Here is a 16,725-nt window from a genome sequence, read left to right as displayed (position 1 = left end):
AACGGACCGCGGTCCAGTTCTGTTCCCGATGCTTTACGCTGTCTTCATGTCCAGCGTCCTGCCGCCCTTCCCGCAGCCCCAGGAGCCCTTCGACACACCCCAGTTGCTCGAGGTGGGGCCCGCCCCCGAAGAACCGTGCCTGCGCGCCGACGCGGCCCGCAACCGTGCCCGGCTGCTGGAGGCCGCCGCCCGGCTGATCGCCGAACACGGCGTGGCCGGCGTCACCATGGAGGCGGTGGCCGCGGCGGCCGAGGTGGGCAAGGGCACGGTCTTCCGCCGCTTCGGCGACCGCACCGGACTGCTGATGGCGCTGCTCGACCACTCCTCGCGTCGGCTCCAGGCCGACTTCCTGGGGGGACCGCCGCCGCTGGGCCCCGGCGCCCCGCCGGTCGAGCGGCTGCGCGCGTTCGGCATCGCGGTGCTGTACCGCGCGACCGAGCAGCTCGACCTCCAGCTGGCCGCCCAGCCCGAGCCCACCCGGCGCCACAGCAATCCGCCGGTGCAGGCGCTGCGCACGCATGTCACGATGCTGCTGCGGCGGATCGAGCCGGAGGCCGACTGCGAACTGCTCGCCCAGACGCTGCTGGCGTACCTCGACCCGGCCCTGGTCCACCATCTGACCAGGCAGTGCGGGATGCCGATGGAGCGCCTGGAGGCGGGCTGGGTCGACCTGGTGGCCCGGGTCACGCGGACGGAGCCGCCCCGCTGACGTCCGCCCCGTGGGCGGCGAACATGTCGACCAGGCCCTGCGGCGCGTCGGCGCGGAACAGCAGGGCGCCACTCCGGGCGGACTCCGCCGCGGACCGCTCGGCGCGCGCGAACATCCGCTCCTCGTAGGCGGCCAGGGCGGCCTCGGTGTCGCCGGGGTGTGCGACCAGCGCGAGACCCAGGTCGGCGCCGTCGATCAACGCCAGGTTGGCGCCCTCGCCGGCGAACGGCGACATCAGATGGGCCGCGTCACCGAGCAGGGTGACACCGGGTACCCGGTCCCAGCGGTGCCCGACCGGCAGGGCGTGGATCCGCCGGGGCACCAGGGCGCCCTCGGCGTCCGCGACCAGCGCCCGCAGGCTCTTGTCCCACCCGTCGAAGTGCTGGAGGACGGTCTGTTTGGCGGCGTCGGCGTCGGCGAAGTCGATCCCGTCCAGCCACTCCTCGGGCGCTTCCACCGCCGTGTACACATGCAGGCTGCCGTCGCTCTCCCGGTGGGCGAGGAAGCCCCGGCCCGCGCCGAGCGCGAACAGCGAGCCCCCGCCGACGACCTCGGCGCTCACCGGATGCCGTACGTCCGCGTCCGGCAGGTCCGCCTCCACGAACGAGATCCCGGTGTACGCGGGCGACGCGTCCGAGAGCAGCGGGCGCACCCGTGACCAGGCGCCGTCCGCGCCGACCAGCAGATCGGTCGTGAAGGAGGCGCCGTCATCGAGGGTCACCTCGTGCCGGCCGTCGCCGAGCGGACGGGCGCCGGTGACCTTCGCGCCCCAGCGGATCACGCCCTCGGCCAGCGAGCCGAGCAGGAGCCGGCGCAGATCGCCCCGGTCGATCTCCGGCCGGCCGCCGTCGGCGTCGTCGGGCGTTTCGAGGCGGACCCGCGCGTCCCGGTCCAGCACCCGCGTCGCCTGGCCGCCCGTGTGGACATGGGCCAGGAACCCGTCGTACAGCCCGGCCGCGCGCAGCGCCACCTGTCCGGAGTCGTCGTGGATGTCGAGCATGCCGCCCTGGGTGCGGGCGGTGGCGGAGGCGTCGAGGTCGAACACGGCCGCCTCGATGCCGTGCAGCCGGAGCACCCGGGCGAGCGTGAGCCCGCCCAGACCGGCGCCGATGATCGCGATGGGGTGGTGGGGGGTGGACATGGTGGTCTCCTGTGGAAGTCGGCCGGGTACGGCGGTGGTGGAGGTCAGTCGGGTACGGCGGTGTGCTGGATGCCGTTGACGAGCGCCTGGAACGCCCAGGAGACGCGAGCTTCCGGGGCGCCCGACAAGAGCTCGCCGGAGGCGGCGGCGATGTGCGGGTGGGTGTGGTCCGACGCCTCGCGCAGGGTCCGTGCGAGGGCGTCCCACTCCTCCTGGGACTCCACGCCCGCATGCTCGGCGGCGGTCGAGGTGGCGTGCTGGAGCAGCAGGTCGACGCCCCAGGCGGCCCGCTCGCGCGGTACCCCGCCCTCGGCGAGCAGGCCCAGCAGGGTCTCGATCAGGTTCAGGTAGTGCGGGCCGTGCGGCCGCGCGGTCAGTGCGGAGCGGGCCAGGCTCGGATGCTCCAGGAGCATCTCGGTGTAGGCGACGAGCACCCGCTCCAGCCGCTCCCGCCAGTCGCCCTCGGCCGGGGCCGGGCCCACGGTGCCGAGCAGCTCGTCCAGGACCGCCGCGTGCAGCTCGGCGGTGTTGCGGACGTAGACGTACAACGAGGCCGGGCCGGTGTCGAGCTCCTGGGCCAGACGCCGCATGGTGACCTTCTGCAGCCCCTCGGTGCGCAGGATGTCCACGGCGGCGCTGACGATGCCCTCCCTGGTCAGGGCGGGCTTGGCGGGACGCTCCCGGCGGGAGCGGGGGGTTGCTGGCATGTCTCGACTGTAACGAACATGTTCGTTGCGAACAAGTACGTGACGAACATGTTCGCCCGAAGGTGGGGCGTAGTGCGAGGAAGAGGCGCGGCGAGTGCCGTGGGTGTGGGGTGGCGCGGCGAGTGCCGTGGCGTGGCGTGGCGAGTGCCGTGGGCGTGGCGTGGCGTGGCGAGTGCCGTGGGCGTGGTGCGGTGGGTGCCGTGGACGTGGCGCGGCGGGTGTCGTGGGTGTGGTGTGGCGGCCCCAATTCGTCCAACGGTGAACCACCTTGCCCCGCCGGGCCCCCCTCCCCGGCCTTCTGCCAAGATGCCGTACGTCATGGTGCAGATACCGAAAACGCCCTCGGCAGCGTCGCCGACTCCGCGCTCGGTCCCCACGAGCGCCGATGTGGCCCGTCTGGCCGGCGTCTCCCGCGCGACCGTCTCCTACGTCCTCAACAACACCAGTGCCGTACGGATCAGCGAGCCCACCCGCCGCCGGGTCCACGCGGCCGCGAAGGAACTCGGGTACGTGCCCCACGCGGCCGCCCGCAGCCTGCGCGCCGGCCACAGCCGGATGGTCCTGATGCCCGCCCCGGCCATCCCGATGGGCCCCCTGTACGGCCAGTTCATCACCGACCTCCAGTGGGCCCTCAGCCGCCTCGACTACACGGTCGTCCAGTACGGCACGGCGGGCCTGCGCGGTGACGAAGCCGCGCGCGCCTGGGCCGAGTTGAGGCCGGTCGCCGTGCTGGTCCCGGGTGCCGGACTCGGTACCGAGGGCGTCACCGTCCTCAAACGGGCCGGCGCCCGCGCCGTGGTCACCCTGGGCCCCGAGCGGGTGGACGGCGCGCACGCCCTGCTGATGGACCATGACACCGTCGGCCGCTGTGCCGGTGCGCATCTGTACGCCCGCGGCCGGCGCCGTATCGGCGTGGTCGTCCCCGAGGAGACCGGCCTGGAGACCTACTCCGGGCCCCGCCTCGAAGGCGTCCGCCGGGCCCTGTACGGCACCGACGCCACGGTGACCGAGCTGTCCCTCGGCTACACGGAGGAGTCGGCCGCCCGACTCGCGGCATGCTGGCGGGAGTTGGAGATCGACTCGGTGTTCGCGTACAACGACGAGTACGCGATGCTGTTAATGCGCGCCCTCCAGGACGAGGGCGTACGCGTTCCCGAGGACACCGCCGTGGTCGGCGCCGACGACCTGATGCTCGGCCGGCTGCTGCGGCCCAGACTCTCCACGATCCGTATCGAACTGCCCTCCGGCCGTGACCTCGCCGAACTGGTCGACCGCGTGGTGCGCGACCCGGGCGGCGCGCCGGAGACGCACAAGGTGCTCGGCGCCACGGTGATACGGCGCGAGTCCAGCTGAGGGGCCACCCTGGTCGGGGCGGTGCTTTTCCGGGCCCCCTGACTAGGGCCTGTCTGACCATTCCCGTCGTCGCCCGGAGGGCGGCCTCGCGGCGTCAGGTGCGTGCTCTCGGCGGGCCGGGCGTAGGCCCTCGTACTGGACGTACTCGGGTCTGCGCCCGGTGCGGCGAGAGTTCGTGCATGGCGTCGTGAGGCAGACGGGAATTGTCAGACAGGCCCTAGGATGTTGCGGGCTCAACAAAACGGCTCACGGGCGCCGTGGGCCGGGCCACCCCGGTGATCGATCGGAGAGCCGTCATGCCGCTGCTCGACCCGAAGACCTGGCAGGCGAGCGCCCTGTCCGGCCCGCAGTACGCCGTCACCGAGCCCGCCACCGGCGACACGCTCGGCACGGTCGCCCTGGCCGCCCCCGCGGACGTCTCCCCGGCCGCCACGGCAGCCCGCGCCGCGCAACGCGACTGGGCCCGCGCACCGCACTTCGTGCGTGCCCAAGTCCTGCGCCGCGCGGGCGACTTGTTCACGGAGCACGCCGACGAGCTGCGCGAGTGGATCGTCCGCGAGTCCGGCTCCATACCCGGCAAGGCGGACTTCGAGCTGCACGTCGCCGCCCAGGAGTGCTACGAGGCCGCCGCCCTGGCCTCCCGCCCGGCGGGCCAGGTGCTGCCCAGCGAGGCGCCCCGGCTGTCGTACACCCGCCGGGTCCCGGTCGGCGCGGTCGGGGTGATCGCGCCGTTCAACGCGCCGCTGATCCTGTCCATCCGGTCGGTGGCGCCCGCCCTCGCGCTGGGCAACGGAGTGGTCCTGAAGCCGGATCCGCGCACCGCCGTCTGCGGCGGGCTCTCCCTCGCCGCGGTCTTCGCCGAGGCCGGGCTGCCGGAGGGACTGTTGCAGGTGCTGCCCGGCGCGGCCGACGTCGGTGCGGCGCTGGTCGAGGACCCGCGGGTGCCGGTCATCTCCTTCACCGGATCGACGGCCGCCGGCCGCGCGGTGGGCGAGGCCGCGGGCCGCCTTCTGAAGCGCGCCCACCTCGAGCTCGGCGGCAACTCCGCCCTGATCGTCCTGGAGGACGCCGACCTCGACGCGGTGATCTCCACCGCCGCGTGGGGATCCTTCTTCCACCAGGGCCAGATCTGCATGACCACCGGACGGCACCTGGTCCACAGCTCCCTGGTCGAGGAGTACGTCGAAAGGCTCGCCGCCAAGGCCGACTCCCTCGCCGTCGGCGACCCGCACCGCGAGCAGGTCCACCTCGGTCCGGTCATCGACGACGGTCAACTCGCCAAGATCCACGGCCTGGTGGAGGCGAGCACCGCCGGGGGTGCGAGGCTCGTCGCCGGCGGCACCCACGAAAACCTCTTCTACCGGCCCACGGTCATCACCGGCGTCGACGACCGAACCCCCGCCTACGCCGAGGAGGTGTTCGGGCCGGTCGCGCCCGTCCGCTCCTTCGCCGACGCCGACGAGGCCGCCGCCCTCGCGGCCGACAGCGCCTACGGCCTCTCCCTCGGCATCGTGACCCGGGACGCGGCGCGCGGCCTGGACCTCGCCGAACGCATCCCGACCGGCATCGTCCACATCAACGACCAGACCGTGAACGACGAGGCCGTGGCCCCCTTCGGCGGAGTCGCCGCCTCCGGTACCGGGGCACGGTTCGGCGGCGAGTCCAACCTGGAGGCGTTCACGGACGTGCGGTGGACGACCGTGCGCGGGGACGTGGCGCCGTACCCCTTCTGAGCAGCGCCGACCGAGCCGACCGGGCAGACCGGGCCAGGGCGTGCTTCGCCCTGGAGCCCGCGCGTGAGGACCGTCATCCGTGGGGCTGCCACCGGCCCCACGGCCTCGTGCCCTGCTGCTAGAATGGTGATCATCACGTGAGCCTTCCTGGTGCGGATCCCGATCCCCCAGGGAGGCTTTTGTCATGCCGCCGGCCCCCGCGCCGGCCGACCCGTGTCGACGTGCCCGCGCCGCCGAGCGGCCTGTGTCGACGTGCCCGCCCCGCCGAGCGGCCCGTGTCGACGTGCCCGCCCCGCCGAGCGGCCCGAACGCGTCGCGCCCGCGCTCGGGTCCCCGTTCCCCTTCCGCAAGAGGAGATCCATGTCATGAGCCCACGCACGAACACCGCGGCGCCCGCGGGTACTTGGCGACTCGGTGACCTGACCGTCAACCGCGTCGGGTTCGGGGCGATGCGCCTGACGGGTACCGCGCCCTTCGACCACGGCGTGCCGCGGGACCGCGACCGGTCGATCGGCGTGCTCCGGCGGGCGGTCGAGCTCGGCGTGAACCACATCGACACCGCCGCGTTCTACTTCTCGGCGACGCGCTCCGCCAACGAGCTGATCAACCGGGCGCTGGCGCCGTACCCGGAGGAACTGGTCATCGCCACCAAGGTGTGGCCGGGCCGCGATCCCTCGGGCGCGTGGTGGTGGGCCGCACCGGCCCAACTGCGCGGCCAGGTCGAGGAGAACCTGCGCCAACTCGGCCGCGATCACCTGGACGTGGTGAACCTGCGCGTGCCACCGAGCGGGCGCACCGGCTCGATCGGCGAGCACTTCGGCGTGCTGTCCGAGCTGCGCGATGCCGGGCTGATCCGCCACCTGGGCCTCTCCAACGTCACCTCCGAGCAACTGGCCGAGGCCCAGGCCATCGCCCCCGTCGTCTGCGTGCAGAACCCGTACGGGGTCGGTGCGGCGAGCGAGGAACGGGCACTCCTGCGGCTCTGCGGTGAACTCGGCCTCGCCTTCGTCCCGTTCTTCGCGATCGCCGGTACCGGGCGCGAGGCGGGTCCGGTCGCCGGTGACAGCGAGGCGGTGTGCGCCGTCGCCCGCGCCCACGGTGTGTCCACGGCGCAGGTCAGGCTGGCCTGGACCTTGCAGCAGGGGCCGCACGTGCTGGCGATCCCGGGGACCGGTGATCCGGACCACCTCGCGCAGAACATGGCGGCCGGCGCGCTGCGACTGACGGAGGAGGAGATGGCACGCCTCACCTCGCCGCAGCGGGCCGGCGCATAGCGGGTCGTTGCCTGGGGGAGCTGGGGGAGCTGTGGGAGCCCCGCTCAGAGATATAGCCGCAGTTAGGGGGCCTAACTGCGGCTATGCGGTGTTGCTCAGGCGGTAGCTTGTCACCCCGGCGGTAGGTCGTCACTCGCCCTGCGCGCTGCCCTGCTGCGCGGCGATGCTCTTGCGTACCTCGTCCATGTCCAGCTTGCGGGCCTGCCCGATGACGTCCGTCAGGGCGGCCTCCGGGAGGGCACCCGGCTGGGCGAAGACGGCGACCTGGTCGCGGACGATCATCAGTGTCGGGATCGACTGGATGTCGAAGGCCGCGGCCAGCTCCGGCTGCGCCTCGGTGTCGACCTTCGCGAAGACCAGGTCCGGGTTGTCCTGCGCGGCCTTCTCGTAGACCGGCGCGAACATACGGCACGGGCCACACCAGGACGCCCAGAAGTCGATGAGAACGAACTCGTTCTCGGTGACCGTCTGGTCGAAGTTCTCCTTGGTGAGTTCCACGGTGCTGCTCATGCGTGTTTCCCTCTTCCTGATGTGGGGGGCGCCCCGCTCCGGGACGAACCGTCCGCACAACACGTCCGGCCGGGTGGGTATTCCGGCCGCCTACCCGTGTGGCCTCGGCGCACCCCACCCGCAAGACTGACCACATGACGGAAACGGAATCCATCGCTTACGACGTCGTGGTGCTCGGTGCCGGGCCCGTGGGGGAGAACGTCGCCGGCCGCACCCGTGCGGCCGGCCTCTCCACCGCGATCGTGGAGAGCGAGCTCGTCGGCGGCGAATGCTCGTACTGGGCGTGCATGCCCAGCAAGGCCCTCCTGCGCCCGGTCATCGCCCAGGCGGACGCCCGCCGCCTGCCCGGCCTCGCCCAGGCGGTCCAGGGCCCCCTCGACACCCCCGCGGTCCTCGCCCGCCGCGACTACTTCACCTCGAACTGGAAGGACGACGGCCAGGTCGGCTGGCTCGACGGCATCAGCGCCGACCTGTACCGCGGCCACGGCCGCCTCGCCGGGCCCCGCACGGTCACCGTGACCGGCCCGGACGGCACCCTCACCACCCTCACCGCCCGGCACGCGGTCGCCGTCGCCACCGGCACCCGCGCCCAGCTGCCCCACCTGCCCGGACTCGCCGAGGTCAAGCCCTGGACCAGCCGCGAGGCCACCAGCGCCCAGGAGGCGCCCGGCCGGCTGATCGTCGTCGGCGGCGGTGTCGTCGCCACCGAGATGGCCACCGCCTGGCAGGCCCTCGGCTCCCGGGTCACCCTGCTGGTCCGCGGCAAGGGGCTGCTCAACCGCATGGAGCCGTTCGCCGGCGAACTCGTCGCCGAGGCACTCAAGGAGGCCGGCGTCGACGTCCGCACCGGCACCTCCGTGGCGTCGGTGACCCGCGAGAACGGCACGGTCGTGGCCGTGACCGACGCCGGCGACCGCATCGAGGCCGACGAGATCCTCTTCGCCACCGGGCGCGTCCCGCACACCGACGACATCGGCCTGGACACCGTCGGCCTGGAACCGGGCTCCTGGCTCACCGTCGACGACACCCTCCTGGTCGAGGGCACCGACTGGCTCTACGCCGTCGGGGACGTCAACCACCGGGCTCTCCTCACCCACCAGGGCAAGTACCAGGCCCGGATCGCGGGCGACACCATCGCCGCCCGGGCCTCGGACACGCCCCTCCCGGACGGCCCCTGGGGTGCCCATGCGGCCACCGCCGACCACCACGCCGTACCGCAGGTCGTCTTCACCGACCCGGAGGCGGCGGCGGTCGGCCTCTCCCTCGCGGAGGCGGAGGAGGCCGGGTACCGGGTGCGCGCCGTCGACGTCGAGTTCTCCTCGGTCGCCGGTGCGGGACTGTACGCCGACGGCTACAAGGGCCGCGCCCGCATGGTCGTCGACCTGGAGGCGGAGATCCTGCGCGGGGTCACCTTCGTGGGGCCGGGTGTGGGCGAGCTGATCCACTCGGCGACGATCGCCGTGGCCGGGCAGGTGCCGATCAGCCGGCTGTGGCATGCGGTGCCGTCGTATCCGACGCTGAGCGAGGTGTGGCTGCGGTTGCTGGAGGCGTATCGGGGGTGAGGGCCGACGGGGGGCGTGGGGCGCGGCTCGTCCGCGGCGCCGTCGTGGCTGGTCGCGCCCGCGCGGCGGCAGCCGTACAGGGACGCGGCCCCGCACCCCCCAGGACACAGGACGGGGCGCCGGTCGGTCAGGGCAACTTGAAGCCCAGCTCCGCCGCAGCCGTCGTCGGGGTCGGCTCGGCCCAGCGTTCCGCCATCGCCTCGGTCGACGACAGCGAGCGCAGCTCCGCGCGGTCCAGGTAGAGCGTGCCGTCGAGGTGGTCGGTCTCGTGCTGGACGATCCGGGCCGGCCACCCCGAGAACACCTCGTCGACCGCGCGGCCGTGCTCGTCCTGGCCGAGCAGTCGTACCTCGGCGTGCCGGGCCACCACCGCCTGATAGCCCGGCACGCTCAGGCAGCCCTCGAAGAAGGCGGCGCGGGCGCCGCCGACGGGCTCGTAGACCGGGTTGACCAGGACGCGGAACGGCTGCGGGACTCGGCCGCGGGCGACGGCGACCTCCTCGGGCACCGGCGCCGGGTCCTCGATCACCGCGAGCCGCAGCGGGACGCCGACCTGCGGAGCGGCCAGGCCCACACCCGGTGCCGCGTGCATGGTGTCGCGCAGCGCCCCGACGAACCGGGCCAGCAGCTCGGGGCCCAACTGGCCGTCGTACGGTTCGGTCCCGCGCCGCAGGACCGGGTCGCCGACCGCGACGATGGGCAACGGGCCGCCGGCGGCGAGGAGTTCCTCGACCCGCTCGGCAAGAGGTGCGCGATCACTGGGAGATGCCATCGAGCCAGCATGCCATGACAGCGAATGTGACGCGGGTCACTTTACCCTCCGGGAACTCGGCCTCTTCACCCCCCGACTACTGGACCGTCACCGCTCTCGCACGAGTCCCCGGAGAAGCCCCGATGTCCAGCGTCCCCTCGACCTCCCCCCATCTCGGCTCCGCTCGATCGGGGGGACCCCCATCGGACGAGGCCCCGCAACCGGCCGTCCCGGCCGCGTCCCCGAGCCGTTGGGCCCCGTTGCGCCCCCTCGTCCTGCGCCTGCACTTCTACGCCGGTGTCCTGGTCGCCCCCTTCCTGCTCGTCGCCGCCACCACCGGCCTGCTGTACGCCTGTTCCTTCCAGGCCGAGAAGCTGGTGTACGCCCATGAGCTGACCGTCCCGGTGGGCGGCACCGAGCTGCCGATCTCCGAGCAGGTCGCCGCGGCCCGCAAGGCCCACCCCGAGGGGACCGTCTCCGCGATACGGCCGGCCCCCGAGGCGGACGCGACCACCAGGGTGCTGCTGTCGGGGGTGAAGGGCGTCGGCGCGGACCACACCCTCGCCGTGTTCGTCGACCCGTACACCGGGAAGGTGCGCGGCGCGCTCGAACAGTACGGCTCGACCGGCGCGCTGCCGCTGCGCACCTGGATCGACGAACTCCACCGCGATCTGCACCTGGGCGACACCGGGCGGCTCTACAGCGAGTTCGCGGCGAGCTGGCTGTGGGTGATCGCGGGCGGCGGACTGGTGCTGTGGTTCTCCCGGCGGCGGGCGCTGCGCAAGGTGCGCGGCACCAGCGGGCGGCGGCGCACCCTCGGCCTGCACGGCACTGTCGGCGTCTGGGCGGCCGCCGGTTTCGTCTTCCTGTCGGCGACCGGCCTGACCTGGTCCACCTACGCCGGTGCCAACATCGACGAGCTGCGCACCTCGCTCGGCCAGGCCACCCCGTCCGTCTCGGCGGCCGCGAGCGGCGGCGAACACGCCGGGCACGACATGGCGTCCATGACCGGCGGCGCCGCCGACCACGGGGTGGGCCTGGACAAGGTGCTCGCGGCCGCCCGCGCCGAGGGCCTCGGCAACCCCGTCGAGATCGTCCCGCCCGCCGACGCGAACAGCGCCTACGTCGTCCGGCAGGTGCAGCGCAGCTGGCCCGAGAAGCAGGACTCCGTCGCCGTCGACCCGGCCACCGGTGAGGTGACCGACGTCCTGCGGTTCGCCGACTATCCGGTGCTCGCGAAACTCACCCGCTGGGGCATCGACCTGCACACCGGCATCCTCTTCGGCATCGTCAACCAGTTGGCCCTGGCGCTGCTCGCGCTCTCCCTGATCCTGCTGATCCTGTGGGGCTACCGCATGTGGTGGCAGCGCGGCCGCGGCTCCTCCTTCGGGCGGCCGATCCCGCGCGGAGCCTGGGCGGAGGTCCCGCCGTACCTGCTCGTCCCGGCGATGGCGGTGATCGCGGTGGTCGGCTACTTCGTGCCCCTGCTCGGCATCCCGCTCGCCGCGTTCATCGCCGTGGACATCGCGCTCGGCGAGGTCGCGCACCGCCGCGGACGGCGGACGTACGGGAGCAGGGGCGGCGTGAAGTAGCGTGGACAGACACGCCGACGCCGGAGGGAGACGGGACTATGGTGCGGGCCCGGCGCGGGCAGGGGGAGCTGGAGGGCCAGGTGCTGGGCGCGCTGCGTGAAGCGGGCGGTCCCGTCACCGCCGCCTGGGTGCAGGAGCGGCTCGGCGGCGACCTCGCCTACACGACCGTGGTGACCATCCTGACCCGGCTGCTGGCCAAGGACGTCGTCGCCCGGGAACGGCAGGGGCGCGCCTTCCTGTGGACGCCGACCGCGGACGTGGCCCGGCTCGCCGCGCTGCGGATGCGCCGGCTCCTCGACGGCGAACGGGACCGCGAGGCCGTCCTGGCGAGCTTCGTCACCGCGCTGCCGCCCGGTGACGAGCAGGTGCTGCGGGCGCTCCTGGAGACCGCCGGGCCGGGCCGGGTGAACAGTCGGAACACCGCGCACACCGACCACGGCGGTACGGAAGACTGACCGCCCATGGGGGTCTTCGTCTTCCTGCCGCTGGTCCTGCCGCTGACCGCCTGGCCGGTCGCCCGGCTGGCCGAGGGGCGGCTGCATCCGCGCACCGCCACCCGGCTGCTCACCGCGGTGGCCGCGGTGATGGCCGTGTGCAGCACGCTCTGCCTGGCCCTGCTGATGGTGGCCGGCACCGCCCAGCTCCCCGGCAACCCCCTTCCGGACGGCTGGTCCGACCCGGAGGTACGGGCCGCGGTCCCGCGCGACGACATCGCGGGCCGCGCCGCCATCCCCGCCCTCGGCGTGGTCGCCGTCCTGTGCGGTCGCACCCTCCACCGGCACCGCAGGGTCACCCGGCTGGCCCGGCGGGCGCTGACCGGACTGCCCGGCCGTGAGGTGGCGGTCCTGCCCGACCGCACCCCCTACGCCTACGCGCTGCCCGACCGGATCGTCGTCACCACCGCGCTCCTCGACGGTCTCGCTCCAGGTGAGCGCCGGGCCCTGTTCGCCCACGAACGCGCCCATGTCGCCGCCCGGCACCACCGCTACCTGCTCGCCGTCCACCTGGCGGCACACGCCAACCCCTTCCTGCGGCCCCTGCGCACCGCGGTCGCCTACACCGCCGAGCGGTGGGCGGACGAGGCGGCGGCCCGCTCGGTGGGGGACCGGCGCACGGTCGCCCGGGCCATCGGCAGGGCGGCACTGCTGTCGCGGGGCACCCCGGCCCCCACCCTGGCCGCGCTGGCCGCCGCCGGACCGGTGCCGCGCCGGGTCGCCGCGCTCCTCGGTCCCGCCCCGTCGTCCGGCGGCTGGCCGCCGGCGTTCACCGGGGCCGGTCTCGCCGTCTGGGGCGCGGCCGCGGGCGCCGTCGTGTCGGCGATGTCCTCGGCGAACTCGGCGGTCACCCTCTTCCTGATCCTGCGCGCGGCCACCCCGCTCTGACGGCACGGACCGGGCCACGCCTGCTTCCGGACGGGCACTCCGCGCCTGCGTGCACGACCGGAAGCGGCGTCGGCTGCGCGGTGGATCGCCCGCCGTCGTCCGCGACCGCCGGCGGGCGGCTCACCGGCGTGGCCGGCGGCGACGACCTGCCGGCCCGGTCGCCGGCACCGACGGCGTCCGGACACCGAGAAGGGCCCCGGGAAGACCCGGGGCCCTGACGTTCCGTTTCCTCACTCCTGCGGGAAGTCGCCCGCCAGCGCCGAGGCCAGACGCAGATGCGGTTCCGCCTCGTCGTGCCGGGCCTGCCGCTCGAGCGTGCGGCCCAGCATCAGCCGGGCGTAGTGCTCCACCGGGTCGCGCTCCACGATCTCGCGCAACTCGGCCTCGGCCCGGCCCAGTTGGGCCGAGTGGTAGTAGGCGCGCGCCAGCAGCAGCCGCGGTCCGGTCTGCTCCGGCACCTCCTCGACCAGCCCGGCGAGCACCCGCGCGGCGCCCGCGTAGTCCTTGGCGTCGAAGAACAGCTGGGCGCGGTCCCAGCGTTCGGCGAGAGTTCCCTGGTCGTAGTACGTGGTGTCCACTCGTGACCTCCTTCGGGGACGTCAACGGAGCGAGGTAGTTGAATATTCCACCACTCGCTCGACGCGGATCCGGCCGCCACGTCGTGGTCCGTACCTGTCTTGTTCGACTCTACGAACTTTCAGTGTGACGGGTACACATCACCGGTTAGCTCTGATAGGAAACCTTCCTAATAGTGGATCCCAGTCCACCCCCCACCACCTTCTGGAGCCCACGTGAGGCATCCGAACAACCCCACGACGCCCCCTGCCCTGACCTCCCGGCGCGCCCTGCTCGCCCTGCTGGGCGCGTCCGCGGCCGGTGCCGTCCTGCTGCGTCCCGCGCACGCCTCCGCCGCCTCGGCGGCCGCGAGCTGTGTGGGCCTCGACGACCCGGCGAAGAAGGAGATCGCCATGAAGCTGGTGTCGAGCGCGGAGAACTCCTCGCTCGACTGGAAGGCGCAGTACAAGTACATCGAGGACATCGGCGACGGCCGCGGCTACACCGCCGGGATCATCGGATTCTGCTCCGGCACCGGCGACATGCTCGACCTCGTGCAGCTCTACACCGACCGCAAGCCCGGCAACGTCCTCGCCAAGTACCTCCCGGCGCTGCGCCGGGTCAACGGAACCGACTCGCACTCCGGCCTCGACCCGAACTTCCCCGCGGACTGGCGCAAGGCCGCCCAGGACACCGCCTTCCAGCAGGCGCAGAACGACGAGCGCGACCGGGTGTACTTCAACCCGGCCGTACAGCAGGGCAGGACGGACGGGCTCGGCACGCTGGGGCAGTTCGCCTACTACGACGCCATCGTCATGCACGGCGACGGCGACGACCCCACCAGCTTCCGCAACATACGCAAGCGCGCCCTCGGCCAAGCGAAGCCGCCGGCGCAGGGCGGCAACGAGGCGACGTACCTCAACGCCTTCCTCGACGCGCGGGTCTGGGCCATGAAGCAGGAGGAGGCCCACAGCGACACCACCCGGGTCGACACCGAGCAGCGGGTCTTCCTGAACAAGGGCAACCTGTGCCTGAACACCCCGCTGGACTGGAAGGTGTACGGGGACAGCTACCACATCGGCTGACCTGTACCCGGGGCTGTTCCGGGCTGTCGTACCGCCGTGTCACCGTGCGGTACGACAGCCCGTCCGTGCTACGGCTTGATGCCCACCCCGGTCCACAGGCTGACCTCCGCGTCGGTGGCGGTCGATTCGCCGTCCGGGCGCCAGCGGTGGCCGACCGAGACGCCGGGGTCGAGCAGTTCGAGCCCGTCGAAGAAGCGAGCCACGTCCTCGCGCGAGCGGAACTGCACCGGAGTGCCGGCGCCGTTGTAGATGTCCGTGACCTTCTGCCAGGTGGCCGGGTCGAAGTCGGGCGTGCAGTGGCTCAGGGCGAGTGCGCTGCCCGAGGGGAGCACGGCCAGCAGGCGGCTGACGATGCCGTACGGGTCCTGGGCGTCCGTGACGAAGTGCATCAGGGCGTTCAGGGACAGTGCCACCGGCTGGTCCAGGTCCAGGATGTCGGACAGCTCGGGGGCGTCGAGCAGCGTCTGCGGGTCGTTGACATCGGCCTCGATGTAGGTGGTGCGGCCCTCCGTCGTGCTGCGCATCAGACGCTCGGCGTACTTGAGCACGAGCGGGTCGTTGTCGGCGTACACCACCCGTGCCTCGGGGACCACGGACTGGGCCACCTGGTGCAGGTTCGGCTCGGTGGGGATGCCGGTGCCGATGTCCAGCCACTGCCGGATGCCGTGCTCCCGGGCGAGGACGCGGGTGGCGCGGTGCATGAAGGCGCGGTTCTCGCGGGCGCAGACGAAGATGCCGGGGTAGGCGGAGGCCACGGTCTCGGCCGCGTGCTTGTCGACCTCGAAGTGGTCCTTGCCGCCGAGGTAGTAGTCGTACATGCGGGCGGAGTGGGGCCTGCTGGTGTCGATGTCCCGCGCCGCTTGCGAGTTGGTCATCCTGAACCTTTCGGAGGGGGTGCCTGGGGGGAGGGGGGAGGTCAGCCGGTGGTCAGATGGTCGGCGAGGCCCCGCTTGACCCCGGCGACGAACGCCGTGATCTCTTCGGGGGTGTAGATCAGCGCGGGGCCGGCGGGGTCGGTCGACTGGCGCAGCGCCACCCGGCCGTCGGCGAGTTGCTTCGTCTGCACGCACTGACCTCCGTTGGGACCGCTCCAGGGCGACTCCCAGCCCTGCTCACCGAGGTCCGAGGCGGGCATGCCGTTGTACACGTCGTGGGCACTGCCGTCGATGATGGTCATGCGTACTCCTTGCGCATGCGGTTCAGGAGCGCCCTGCTCTGCGCGTCGGAGGTCAGCAGGGACATGCGGTTGTGCGCCTCCAGATGGGCGACGACGTCGGAGCGCTGGTCCAGGTACATCGCGCCGGAGAGGATCTCGCTGTAGACGACGTCGGGAAGCTCGGGCTCCTCGAAACGGAAGTAGGTGAACGGGGCGCACGCGCCCACATGGGCGCCGGCGGTGAACGGCACGACGTCGACGCTGACGTGCTCCAGCTCCGAGACCTCCAGGAGCCGTTCGATCTGCGTCCGCATCACCTGGGGGCCGCCGACCACCCGGTGCAGGACGGCCTCCTCCATGACCACCCACAGGGTGGGCGCGTCGGCCCGCTCCAGCAGGGCCTGCCGGCGCAGCCGGAGGTTCACGCGCCGTTCCAGGTCCTCGTCGCGGTCGTTCGGGAAGCCGCCGCTCAGTACCGAACGCGCGTACTCGGGGGTCTGCAGCAGCCCCGTGGCGTAGTGCGGCTCGTAGGTGCGCAGGGTCTTCGCGCCGGTCTCCAGGCTCACGTAGGCGCTGAACCAGGTGGGCAGCACGTCACGGTAGGTGTGCCACCAGCCGGGCTCGTTGGCGCGCTCGGCGAAGGCGACGAACTCGTCGGTCTCCTGCCGGTCGGCGCCGTAGGTCTCAAGGAGTTTCTCGACGTAGAGAGGCTTGAGCGCCACCTCCGCCTTCTCCAGGCGGCGGATGGTCAGGGGAGCGACCCGCAGCGCCCGCGCCGCCTCGTCCAGTGACACGCCCGCTTCCTGGCGCCGCTCCTGGAGCCTGCGGCCCAGGATCATGCGCAGCACGGTGGGCGCACTGGCGCTGCTCGCGTTCGACCGGCCTTCGCTCACGCCCTACCTCCTGAGGGAACGTCACCGGTACGAGTCTGACAGGCACTTGATGAAGCGACCACACCGACACCGGCATTCTGAAATTATCAGGGAGTCGGTTGCAGGGTGAACCCGACTGCGAGCATAGTTACTTGAGTAAATCGCGGTCACGCTCACGGGCAACGTACGTCTCCCGTGCGGACGTTGCTCAGCTCTGCCTGCTCCCCGCCGCAGCCGCCTCACGGAAGGCAACCAGGTGTCCCCCCACGCGACCTCCCCACTCGACCTGTTAGACGTCGTCGACCCCGACCAGGCGCACTGGATCGAGCTGCCCTCGCACCGC

Annotated in this window: 17 protein-coding genes; 9 read left to right on the top strand and 8 right to left on the bottom strand. The window is 72.8% G+C overall.

Annotated elements, in window-relative coordinates:
* Positions 1-28: 28 nt before the first annotated feature.
* Entirely contained in the window at positions 29-709 is a 681-nt protein-coding gene (locus tag ACZ5K7_RS19490; RefSeq protein ID WP_468914820.1) for a TetR/AcrR family transcriptional regulator, read from the top strand.
* Here the strand turns inward: ACZ5K7_RS19490 and ACZ5K7_RS19485 are convergent.
* The gene (locus ACZ5K7_RS19485) at positions 684-1,850 is read right to left on the bottom strand and encodes an FAD-dependent oxidoreductase (protein WP_468914818.1); all 1,167 of its coding nucleotides are present in this window, start codon (positions 1,848-1,850) and stop codon (positions 684-686) included. The two genes, ACZ5K7_RS19490 and ACZ5K7_RS19485, sit on opposite strands and share 26 nt — an antisense overlap.
* A gap of 44 nt (positions 1,851-1,894) precedes the next feature.
* Positions 1,895-2,557, bottom strand: coding sequence for a TetR/AcrR family transcriptional regulator (locus tag ACZ5K7_RS19480; protein WP_351704198.1), 663 nt, complete (start codon positions 2,555-2,557; stop codon positions 1,895-1,897).
* Between the two features lie 306 nt (positions 2,558-2,863).
* Between ACZ5K7_RS19480 and ACZ5K7_RS19475 the strand changes: the two genes are divergently transcribed.
* The 3 genes from ACZ5K7_RS19475 to ACZ5K7_RS19465 all read left to right on the top strand — a co-directional run bounded on the left by ACZ5K7_RS19475 (position 2,864) and on the right by ACZ5K7_RS19465 (position 6,917).
* Positions 2,864-3,910, top strand: a complete 1,047-nt coding sequence (locus ACZ5K7_RS19475) for a LacI family DNA-binding transcriptional regulator (RefSeq protein WP_351704195.1) — start codon at positions 2,864-2,866, stop codon at positions 3,908-3,910.
* Positions 3,911-4,206: 296 nt separating this feature from the next.
* Positions 4,207-5,643: a benzaldehyde dehydrogenase gene (locus ACZ5K7_RS19470; protein ID WP_468914817.1), complete on the top strand. Its 1,437-nt coding sequence runs from the start codon at positions 4,207-4,209 to the stop codon at positions 5,641-5,643.
* Positions 5,644-6,008: 365 nt separating this feature from the next.
* Positions 6,009-6,917, top strand: a complete 909-nt coding sequence (locus ACZ5K7_RS19465) for an aldo/keto reductase (RefSeq protein ID WP_468914815.1) — start codon at positions 6,009-6,011, stop codon at positions 6,915-6,917.
* A gap of 129 nt (positions 6,918-7,046) precedes the next feature.
* Here ACZ5K7_RS19465 and trxA read toward each other — a convergent pair whose 3' ends face one another.
* Entirely contained in the window at positions 7,047-7,427 is a 381-nt protein-coding gene (gene trxA, locus ACZ5K7_RS19460) for a thioredoxin (RefSeq protein WP_351704187.1), read from the bottom strand.
* Between the two features lie 134 nt (positions 7,428-7,561).
* Here trxA and ACZ5K7_RS19455 point away from each other — a divergent pair, with 134 nt between their 5' ends.
* Positions 7,562-8,989, top strand: coding sequence for a dihydrolipoyl dehydrogenase family protein (locus ACZ5K7_RS19455; RefSeq protein ID WP_351704184.1), 1,428 nt, complete (start codon positions 7,562-7,564; stop codon positions 8,987-8,989).
* 127 nt (positions 8,990-9,116) lie between these two features.
* Here ACZ5K7_RS19455 and ACZ5K7_RS19450 read toward each other — a convergent pair whose 3' ends face one another.
* Positions 9,117-9,761 (bottom strand): peptide deformylase, encoded by a 645-nt coding sequence (locus ACZ5K7_RS19450; RefSeq protein WP_351704181.1) that lies wholly within the window; start codon positions 9,759-9,761, stop codon positions 9,117-9,119.
* 122 nt (positions 9,762-9,883) lie between these two features.
* Here ACZ5K7_RS19450 and ACZ5K7_RS19445 point away from each other — a divergent pair, with 122 nt between their 5' ends.
* Genes ACZ5K7_RS19445 through ACZ5K7_RS19435 form a run of 3 tightly spaced genes read left to right on the top strand, consistent with a single transcriptional unit; the run spans position 9,884 to position 12,714 of the window.
* Complete coding sequence (locus tag ACZ5K7_RS19445) at positions 9,884-11,332, top strand: PepSY-associated TM helix domain-containing protein (protein ID WP_468914812.1); 1,449 nt, start codon at positions 9,884-9,886, stop codon at positions 11,330-11,332.
* 38 nt (positions 11,333-11,370) lie between these two features.
* The gene (locus tag ACZ5K7_RS19440) at positions 11,371-11,787 is read left to right on the top strand and encodes a BlaI/MecI/CopY family transcriptional regulator (protein ID WP_351704175.1); all 417 of its coding nucleotides are present in this window, start codon (positions 11,371-11,373) and stop codon (positions 11,785-11,787) included.
* A 6-nt stretch (positions 11,788-11,793) separates the two neighbouring features.
* A complete protein-coding gene (locus ACZ5K7_RS19435; RefSeq protein ID WP_468914809.1) occupies positions 11,794-12,714 on the top strand; it encodes a M56 family metallopeptidase in 921 nt (306 codons plus the stop codon).
* A 230-nt stretch (positions 12,715-12,944) separates the two neighbouring features.
* Here ACZ5K7_RS19435 and ACZ5K7_RS19430 read toward each other — a convergent pair whose 3' ends face one another.
* Positions 12,945-13,292, bottom strand: a complete 348-nt coding sequence (locus ACZ5K7_RS19430) for a tetratricopeptide repeat protein (RefSeq protein WP_468914807.1) — start codon at positions 13,290-13,292, stop codon at positions 12,945-12,947.
* Between the two features lie 213 nt (positions 13,293-13,505).
* Between ACZ5K7_RS19430 and ACZ5K7_RS19425 the strand changes: the two genes are divergently transcribed.
* Positions 13,506-14,354 (top strand): chitosanase, encoded by an 849-nt coding sequence (locus tag ACZ5K7_RS19425; RefSeq protein WP_468914805.1) that lies wholly within the window; start codon positions 13,506-13,508, stop codon positions 14,352-14,354.
* Positions 14,355-14,422: 68 nt separating this feature from the next.
* Here ACZ5K7_RS19425 and ACZ5K7_RS19420 read toward each other — a convergent pair whose 3' ends face one another.
* The 3 genes from ACZ5K7_RS19420 to ACZ5K7_RS19410 are packed head-to-tail and all read right to left on the bottom strand — an operon-like array spanning position 14,423 to position 16,403.
* A complete protein-coding gene (locus tag ACZ5K7_RS19420) occupies positions 14,423-15,229 on the bottom strand; it encodes an SAM-dependent methyltransferase (protein WP_351704164.1) in 807 nt (268 codons plus the stop codon).
* A gap of 41 nt (positions 15,230-15,270) precedes the next feature.
* Positions 15,271-15,531 (bottom strand): DUF397 domain-containing protein, encoded by a 261-nt coding sequence (locus ACZ5K7_RS19415; RefSeq protein ID WP_351704161.1) that lies wholly within the window; start codon positions 15,529-15,531, stop codon positions 15,271-15,273.
* Positions 15,528-16,403, bottom strand: a complete 876-nt coding sequence (locus ACZ5K7_RS19410; protein ID WP_351704158.1) for a helix-turn-helix domain-containing protein — start codon at positions 16,401-16,403, stop codon at positions 15,528-15,530. The genes ACZ5K7_RS19415 and ACZ5K7_RS19410 overlap by 4 nt, the downstream gene beginning before the upstream one ends.
* Between the last annotated feature and the right edge of the window lie 322 nt (positions 16,404-16,725).

Source organism: Streptomyces sp. NPDC031497, from assembly GCF_055580905.1.
This window is presented reverse-complemented; position numbering and strand designations above follow the sequence as displayed.

Coding starts and splice junctions, on each gene's coding strand:
- ACZ5K7_RS19445 (WP_468914812.1), top strand. CDS start 9,884: ATGTCCAGCGTCCCCTCGACCTCCCCCCATCTCGGCTCCGCTCGATCG.
- ACZ5K7_RS19485 (WP_468914818.1), bottom strand. CDS start 1,850: ATGTCCACCCCCCACCACCCCATCGCGATCATCGGCGCCGGTCTGGGC.
- ACZ5K7_RS19420 (WP_351704164.1), bottom strand. CDS start 15,229: ATGACCAACTCGCAAGCGGCGCGGGACATCGACACCAGCAGGCCCCAC.
- ACZ5K7_RS19475 (WP_351704195.1), top strand. CDS start 2,864: ATGCCGTACGTCATGGTGCAGATACCGAAAACGCCCTCGGCAGCGTCG.
- ACZ5K7_RS19490 (WP_468914820.1), top strand. CDS start 29: ATGCTTTACGCTGTCTTCATGTCCAGCGTCCTGCCGCCCTTCCCGCAG.
- ACZ5K7_RS19435 (WP_468914809.1), top strand. CDS start 11,794: ATGGGGGTCTTCGTCTTCCTGCCGCTGGTCCTGCCGCTGACCGCCTGG.
- ACZ5K7_RS19440 (WP_351704175.1), top strand. CDS start 11,371: ATGGTGCGGGCCCGGCGCGGGCAGGGGGAGCTGGAGGGCCAGGTGCTG.
- ACZ5K7_RS19465 (WP_468914815.1), top strand. CDS start 6,009: ATGAGCCCACGCACGAACACCGCGGCGCCCGCGGGTACTTGGCGACTC.
- ACZ5K7_RS19470 (WP_468914817.1), top strand. CDS start 4,207: ATGCCGCTGCTCGACCCGAAGACCTGGCAGGCGAGCGCCCTGTCCGGC.
- ACZ5K7_RS19415 (WP_351704161.1), bottom strand. CDS start 15,531: ATGACCATCATCGACGGCAGTGCCCACGACGTGTACAACGGCATGCCC.
- ACZ5K7_RS19450 (WP_351704181.1), bottom strand. CDS start 9,761: ATGGCATCTCCCAGTGATCGCGCACCTCTTGCCGAGCGGGTCGAGGAA.
- ACZ5K7_RS19455 (WP_351704184.1), top strand. CDS start 7,562: ATGACGGAAACGGAATCCATCGCTTACGACGTCGTGGTGCTCGGTGCC.
- trxA (WP_351704187.1), bottom strand. CDS start 7,427: ATGAGCAGCACCGTGGAACTCACCAAGGAGAACTTCGACCAGACGGTC.
- ACZ5K7_RS19480 (WP_351704198.1), bottom strand. CDS start 2,557: ATGCCAGCAACCCCCCGCTCCCGCCGGGAGCGTCCCGCCAAGCCCGCC.